This is a genomic window from Acinetobacter sp. YH12070 (assembly GCF_013419625.1).
Taxonomy (GTDB): Bacteria; Pseudomonadota; Gammaproteobacteria; order Pseudomonadales; family Moraxellaceae; genus Acinetobacter; species Acinetobacter amyesii.
On sequence record NZ_VOZT01000091.1, the window covers coordinates 1 to 7,368 of the forward strand.

The 7,368-nt window shown below is 35.5% G+C and carries 6 protein-coding genes; 5 read left to right on the forward strand and 1 reads right to left on the reverse strand.

All coding sequences use genetic code 11. From position 1 onward, the window contains the following. Positions 1–93: 93 nt before the first annotated feature. Positions 94–396, reverse strand: coding sequence for a hypothetical protein (locus FTU17_RS16310; RefSeq protein WP_018680087.1), 303 nt, complete (start codon positions 394–396; stop codon positions 94–96). 216 nt (positions 397–612) lie between these two features. Here FTU17_RS16310 and mobQ point away from each other — a divergent pair, with 216 nt between their 5' ends. From mobQ to FTU17_RS16335, 5 genes are all read left to right on the forward strand, one after another. Then, positions 613–2,265 (forward strand): MobQ family relaxase, encoded by a 1,653-nt coding sequence (gene mobQ / locus FTU17_RS16315; RefSeq protein WP_018680086.1) that lies wholly within the window; start codon positions 613–615, stop codon positions 2,263–2,265. 682 nt (positions 2,266–2,947) lie between these two features. After that, on the forward strand, positions 2,948–3,898 hold the full coding sequence (locus tag FTU17_RS16320; RefSeq protein WP_004728629.1) for a replication initiation protein: 951 nt from the start codon (positions 2,948–2,950) through the stop codon (positions 3,896–3,898). Then, complete coding sequence (locus FTU17_RS16325; protein WP_004728627.1) at positions 3,895–4,182, forward strand: hypothetical protein; 288 nt, start codon at positions 3,895–3,897, stop codon at positions 4,180–4,182. Before FTU17_RS16320 ends, FTU17_RS16325 begins: the two co-directional genes overlap by 4 nt. A 597-nt stretch (positions 4,183–4,779) precedes the next feature. Beyond that, positions 4,780–6,255: an ABC-F type ribosomal protection protein Msr(E) gene (gene msr(E), locus FTU17_RS16330; RefSeq protein ID WP_000052512.1), complete on the forward strand. Its 1,476-nt coding sequence runs from the start codon at positions 4,780–4,782 to the stop codon at positions 6,253–6,255. 55 nt (positions 6,256–6,310) lie between these two features. Then, positions 6,311–7,195, forward strand: coding sequence for an Mph(E) family macrolide 2'-phosphotransferase (locus FTU17_RS16335; RefSeq protein ID WP_000155092.1), 885 nt, complete (start codon positions 6,311–6,313; stop codon positions 7,193–7,195). Positions 7,196–7,368 lie beyond the last annotated feature (173 nt).

Below are 7,368 nucleotides of genomic sequence, written 5' to 3' on the forward strand. Positions count from 1 at the left end.
GGCTTTAATTAGTTTTTAGTATTCTTTATAGAAAATGCCTCGATCAAGGGGCATTTCTAACAATCATTTAACATAAAATTTCTTATGCGAAATTTAGGTCTTATCCCAAATAAATCCATTAAAAAGATCTTTATCTTTCTGCTTATTTTCTTCGGTCTTATTTTCCGTATTTAAAAATTGCTCAAAATCGGCTAATTGCTGTTTAAACGATTCATCATTTTTTAATTTATTTAAAGCCCAAGCTCCCAGTAGAATTTTACGTCTCGTATCATCTTTACGTTGCTGATCAGAAACTTTCTTTTTTTCACGAGCAGCAATAGCTTGTTTTTGTGCTTTTAGTTGTCTTAATCGTTCTTCTTGCTTTGCAATTTTTTGCTCTAAAGTTTCAACACTCATACCATCACCATCTCAAGGAATCCCCCTCAAGCATAGGTCTGTTTGAATTGAAATTCAAGACAGCCCATGCTATCGTGGTTTGGTTTTCCCGAAGGGCGCACTTAGCCATTGGATTTCATCCAATGGTGCGACAAGGGGTAAATCCCCTTTGTAATCCCCTGACCAACATATACATGTTGGTAATTTCGATAAATCGAAATAAAGAGCAAAAGCAAAATGGCGATATATCATTTTTCAGTTAAAACGATTAGTAGAGGTAATGGACGATCGGCCGTTGCTTGTGCTGCATATCGTTCAAGTGAAAAATTGGTATGCGATTTTTATGGAAAAGAACAAGACTACACAAGAAAAACTGGTGTCGAATTTACAAAAATCTATGCACCTGAAAATACAAATACTGAGTTACTCAAGCGCCAAACACTTTGGAATGAAGTCGAAAAGGTTGAACGTAGAAAAGATGCATTACTTGCAAGAGAGTTTGAGATTGCATTTCCCAGTGAGTTAAACGCTGAACAGCGTGAAAATATGCTCAATGAACTTTGCCGAAACCTCGTTAAAAAATACGGTGTCATCGTTGATGCTGCTATTCATGCACCTCATACAGACAGTGGAAGTGATGAACGCAACTACCATGCACACATCATGTTCACAACCCGAAGTATTAATGAGCAGGGTGGCTTTTCAGCAAAAAAATATAGGGACTTCAGTCGTGACAATGGCACAGAAACTGTAAGCCACTGGAGAGAATCATTTGCAGAGTTATGCAATCATCACCTGGAACAAAATGGATTTGATGAACGTGTCGATCACAGAAGTTATGAAGACCAGGAAAGTGACCTAGAAGCAACTCAGCACGAAGGTCCTCAAGCGACATACCTCCGGAGACGAGGGATATTTACAGAAATTAGTCTGAAAAATGATGAAATTAAGCTACGTAATTTAAAAATCAAAAAGGTCATCGCACTGGATGAAAACATCAAAGTATCTGAGGATCTTGTTCAAAAAGTACGAAGTGAGCTTCAGTTTCAATACTCTCAAGCTGAGTATTCAGAAAAAACTTCTCAGAAACTTTATGAATTCCAAAATGAAGAATTATCAAAATTAACAACAAAATTAGACACGATGAGTTCTGCAATATCAGAACTACGCAAAAAAGAGCCTTTATTTTTTAAAACAAAATGGATCAATCAAATAAATGACCTGATCGACCAACACAACACCCAACTAGACATCCAAAAGCATATTTCTGGTCTTAGTGAAATAGAAAAAAAAGAGAGATATTCTGATCATTTAAATAAATGGACAGAAGAAAATCAGCTGCTCCAGCCTAAAAAGTCTTTTGCAAAACTTGACGAACCGAACATCACTGTTAAACAACGAAAACTTAATGATCAAATTTCAAATATAGATCATCAAATTTCTGAAATATCACGCAGAGAAACTGAGTATCAAGAGTATGTACGCGATCAAAGACTGGAGATCATAAATAGTTATATATTTGAAGAAGATAACTATGGAAATAAATACTTTAGTCCTCAAAATGGTGAAAAACAAAAGCGACTATATGCAGAAGAAATGGAAGATCTAAAAATCCAAGAATTGCATGCGGCTTTTACAAAAAAAATTGAGACCGAAGCGCAGCAAGAGTTTTCCCAAAAAATAGCAATACAGCTCGAAAACGACCGAAAAGATCGTGAATCTAGAGAACAGCAGTTACGTAAAGAACGAGAGCAACAAGAACAACGCTATGCACAAGAACGAGAGCAACAAGAACATTTGGCATTTTTAAGACGCCAAGAACAAGAAAAACAGCAGAGAAATGAGCCTAAAAAGCCAGAAAATGACAATAACCATGACTACACGCCTTAGCAATCCCATTTAAGCGCAAAAAAACGGGGGTTTTAGCGACTTTTGATAGAAATACAGTAAAACTATAGTTGATAAAAATAAAATCGCTTAGAACGCAAATGAGAGCCTTTTAGCGAGTGTCTACGAGCGACACAACGAAAGGTTGCTTATTCCCCCTCTGAAAAACCGTTTTTTATTGAATTACTGGGGACAGTGATTAGCGAGTGTCTACGAGCGAAGTATTGATGCTTTTGCTCGTCAAAAAGCATGAGCATAGCGAATGCATTATTCATGTTTTGCTTTTTGAATCCTTGATCATATATGCAAAAAACTGCCCCCACGAAGCGAGTGAAACGAGCTTCAATAGAGTACGAGCTTTAGCGAGTACCAAGGGCAGTTTTAATAACTCACTTTGGAAATAAATTCCCTTTTATTCTTTTAAAAAGCTTTTAAAAGCTTTTAGACCCTCTGAAAACCTTATGCAGCAATAGTTTCAAGCGTTAAAAGGGTACAAATAGCATGATAAAGGGTACAAATAGCATGATTTTATCGTTTAAAAGGGTACAAATAGCATGATTAAAGGGTACAAATAGCATGATAAAGGGTACAAATAAATTATTGTACCCTTATGTTTATTGGTGTACATTGTTTTCTCATAAGGGTACAAAAATCATGTTCATTTTTTATAAGGTTTGATATCTGAATGAATAAAGAAAATAGTTATGATAAATCTTATCCAGTAACAACAATGGCTATTCAAAACAAAGTTACTGAATGCTTTAAAAGCATGTCTGTAGATGAAAAAAGAATTTTAATTATGGCTTCTCCGATTGCTAGAAATATCGATGCAAGTGAACAAGATCAAATCTTAATATCTGCTCAACAATTTGCTGATGACTGTGGTATCAAAGTCAATTCTGCTTATAAACAAATTGAAAATGCGTCAAAAAAACTAGTAGATCGGTCCTTTTCATACGTTAATGATAGGGGGAAAAAGGTCTACTCTAACTGGGTAATTGATGCTACTTATGAAGATGCAGGGATATCTTTAAGGTTTACATCTATTGTTTTGGTGATGTTGAAAATTTTAGATAAATACAATCCATACACTCGTTATAAAAAAGATGTAGTTCTAAAATTAAAAAAAGACTACTCAATAGACTTTTACCATTTAGCGAAAAAAAATCAGGCAAAAAATGGCTTTGAATTAACGCTAGATGAAATGTTTACAGAGTTTGGTTTACCAGAATCTTATAGAGATTTGAGGAACTTAAAACGAAGAGTTTTGAAGAGCTCATTAGATGAAATTAATGAATTTACCGATGTAACAGTTGACTATAGTCCAGTTAAAAAAGGACGTTCTGTTGTCGGCTTTAAGTTCACTGTGAAAGAAAAATCTAAGCCAAAATTAATAGCTCCTGAGCGAGATCCAAAAACAATAGATATATTCTGCAACCTGTCTGATGCTCAAATTAACAAGTACAGTGCTATTTTATCTAAACTTTCTGAGCTATCAGACCTAAGTAACTTCCAGGACTATCCTAGTTTTGCCCTTTGGATTAGTGGCATCTTACGAGATCCGAAAAGTGTAAGAGAGGAAACAGCAAAGCGGATTTTTAAAGCTCTTCATAGCAAGACGGATTTTAAACCATGAAAACTAGAGCTGAATTAGATGCAATGAGCCATCAAGAACTCAAAGACTATGAGCAAAGTTTACTTGCTCTGTGGACACCAAGAATGGCTATTGAAAGTGACATTGAAAGGTTAAGCACTAATCGCAACGAATTATTAGAAATTTTTAATCAATTAAAAAATCCTGATGCTCCTGAAAATGAGCGTTTAAAAAATTCTATTTTATCGCTCAAATATAAGATTGAAGATTTAGAAGATAAATTGGATGATCTTATTCAAGATAATCGCTTAAATCGTGCAGATTGAATTATTCAGTTTATTTAATTAAAACCGTGAAACATTGATCAAAGAATAGGCGTGGAACGTGAATAGTCACAAAAAAGCCGTTCCAGTGCGCTGAACCCTGGAACGTCTTAGTATAAGTTTATGATTTATATCGAATAAAAAACAGTATTTCGTATAAGGTGTATTATGTTAATTTTAGAAAATCTTCACTACTATTATTTTAAAATAAGCCTTATATCCAAGCATAAAACAAGGTTGTCTAGACTTCTTTTAACAGTAAAGTTATCATAAAACTGAATTTTATTTTTTAGGTAAGTTTATGCATTCTATCCGCATTCGTTAAGACACAACTATTTGCATAGTGACACTATTTTATAATGGTGGGCTTTTGTTGTGTCTTTAAGAATATATGCGGATATATAAAGTAAAAGTATGCTTAATTTATAAGTATGCTTTTAGTGCATAGTTTCCAGTTATAACTTAATTGACTAGCTATTTGTCCACCCTGTGGATGAATAGCTTTTTTTTTGGGAGGACACTGTGATGCTAGCTTTTGTTTTCACCTAAATCCTGTTTGCTGCATAAAAAATTTCAAGAGCTAAACAGGAGTAAATAAAAATGAGTTTAATTATTAAAGCGAGAAACATACGCTTGGATTATGCTGGGCGTGATGTTTTGGATATTGATGAATTGGAAATTCACTCTTATGACCGTATTGGTCTTGTGGGTGATAACGGAGCAGGAAAGAGTAGTTTACTCAAAGTACTTAATGGCGAAATTGTTTTAGCCGAAGCGACATTACAGCGTTTTGGTGATTTTGCACATATCAGCCAACTGGGCGGAATCGAAATAGAAACGGTCGAAGACCGGGCAATGTTATCTCGCCTTGGTGTTTCCAATGTACAAAACGACACAATGAGTGGCGGAGAGGAAACTCGTGCAAAAATTGCTGCCGCATTTTCCCAACAAGTACATGGCATTCTAGCGGATGAACCAACCAGCCACCTTGATCTCAATGGAATAGATCTACTTATTGGTCAACTTAAAGCATTTGATGGAGCATTACTTGTTATCAGTCATGACCGATATTTTCTTGATATGGTTGTAGACAAGATATGGGAGTTAAAAGACGGTAAAATTACGGAATATTGGGGTGGTTACTCGGATTACTTGCGTCAAAAAGAAGAAGAGCGACAACACCAAGCCGTAGAATATGAGCTGATGATGAAGGAACGGGAGCGATTAGAATCTGCTGTGCAAGAAAAACGCCAGCAAGCTAATCGATTAGACAATAAGAAAAAAGGAGAAAAATCCAAAAACTCTACCGAAAGTGCTGGACGACTTGGGCATGCAAAAATGACTGGCACCAAGCAAAGAAAACTGTATCAGGCAGCTAAGAGTATGGAAAAGCGTTTGGCTGCATTAGAAGATATTCAAGCACCAGAGCATTTGCGTTCTATTCGTTTTCGTCAAAGTTCAGCCCTAGAACTGCACAATAAGTTCCCGATTACGGCAGATGGTCTGAGCTTAAAATTTGGTAGCCGTACTATCTTTGATGACGCTAACTTTATAATACCGCTTGGCGCTAAAGTCGCTATAACTGGATCGAATGGAACAGGGAAAACGTCCTTGTTAAAAATGATATCAGAACGTGCTGATGGATTAACCATATCTCCAAAAGCTGAAATTGGCTACTTTACACAAACAGGATATAAATTTAACACGCATAAATCTGTGCTCTCCTTTATGCAGGAAGAGTGCGAGTACACAGTTGCGGAAATTCGTGCAGTATTGGCTTCAATGGGGATCGGAGCGAATGATATTCAAAAAAACTTATCCGACTTATCGGGAGGTGAAATCATCAAACTGCTTTTATCCAAAATGCTTTTAGGAAAATATAATATTTTGCTTATGGATGAACCAGGAAACTATCTTGACCTAAAAAGTATTGCCGCATTAGAAACAATGATGAAGTCCTATGCAGGAACTATTATCTTCGTATCTCATGACAAGCAATTGGTCGATAATATTGCTGACATTATCTACGAGATCAAAGACCACAAAATCATCAAGACTTTTGAGAGAGATTGTTAATGATAGCCAATCTAATCCGAACATTAATTATTGAACTCTTTAAAGGAAATTAAAAATGACAATTCAAGATATTCAATCACTTGCTGAAGCACACGGCTTGTTGCTTACGGACAAAATGAATTTCAATGAAATGGGCATTGATTTTAAGGTCGTTTTTGCTCTTGATACAAAGGGGCAACAATGGTTGCTGCGTATTCCTCGTCGTGATGGCATGAGGGAACAAATCAAGAAAGAAAAACGCATTTTAGAATTGGTAAAAAAACATCTTTCTGTAGAGGTTCCTGATTGGAGAATTTCATCTACAGAATTAGTGGCTTATCCCATACTTAAAGATAATCCTGTTTTAAATTTGGATGCTGAAACCTATGAAATAATTTGGAATATGGACAAAGATAGCCCGAAATACATAACATCTTTGGCAAAAACCTTATTTGAAATCCATAGTATTCCTGAAAAAGAAGTTCGGGAAAATGATTTGAAAATTATGAAACCTTCAGATTTAAGACCTGAAATAGCAAACAATTTGCAGTTAGTAAAATCTGAAATTGGTATAAGTGAGCAATTGGAAACCCGCTACAGAAAATGGTTGGATAATGATGTTCTATGGGCAGATTTCACCCAATTTATACATGGCGATTTATATGCTGGGCATGTACTAGCTTCAAAGGATGGAGCTGTTTCAGGCGTTATTGATTGGTCAACAGCCCATATAGATGACCCAGCGATTGATTTTGCTGGGCATGTAACTTTGTTTGGAGAAGAAAGCCTCAAAACTCTAATCATCGAGTATGAAAAACTAGGGGGTAAAGTTTGGAATAAACTATATGAACAGACTTTAGAAAGAGCAGCGGCCTCTCCTTTGATGTATGGTTTATTTGCCTTAGAAACTCAAAATGAAAGCCTTATCGTTGGAGCAAAAGCTCAGTTGGGAGTTATATAATTTAAAAATATGATTGCTGAGAACTGCCTTGTTTTGAAACTTGGTTGGCTTTAATTAGTTTTTAGTATTCTTTATAGAAAATGCCTCGATCAAGGGGCATTTCTAACAATCATTTAACATAAAATTTCTTATGCGAAATTTAGGTCTTATCCCAAATAAATCCATTAAAAAGA